Annotated in this window: 1 pseudogene; it reads left to right on the top strand. The window is 67.9% G+C overall.

The features are described 5' to 3' along the window. Positions 1-383 (top strand): annotated as a pseudogene (locus OQ02_RS43435) (DUF3516 domain-containing protein); the annotation flags it as partial.

Genomic DNA, 383 nt, shown 5'->3' with positions numbered 1-383 from the left:
CTCGTACGCCCTGGACATGGTCTCCGTCGTCGAGTCGACGCTCGACGACCCGCGCCAGATCCTCGCCGCCATGCAGAACAAGGCGCGCGGCGAGGCGGTCGGGCAGATGAAGGCGGACGGCGTCGAGTACGAGGAGCGGATGTAGCGGCTCCAGGACATCTCGTACCCGAAGCCCCTCGAAGAGCTGCTCTGGCACGCGTACAACGTCTACCGGAAGTCGCACCCGTGGGTCGGCGACCACCCGGTGTCGCCGAAGTCCGTCATCCGTGACATGTACGAACGGGCCCTGACGTTCACCGAGTTCACCTCCTGGTACGAGCTCGCGCGGACCGAGGGCATCTTCGCCGAGACCGCGGGCGGCGTGACCCTCGGCGTGGCGCGGA

It is taken from the genome of Saccharothrix sp. NRRL B-16314 (assembly GCF_000716595.1).
GTDB lineage: Bacteria > Actinomycetota > Actinomycetes > Mycobacteriales > Pseudonocardiaceae > Actinosynnema.
Note: the sequence above shows the minus strand (reverse complement) of the source record. Positions and strands in the feature narration are given on the sequence as shown.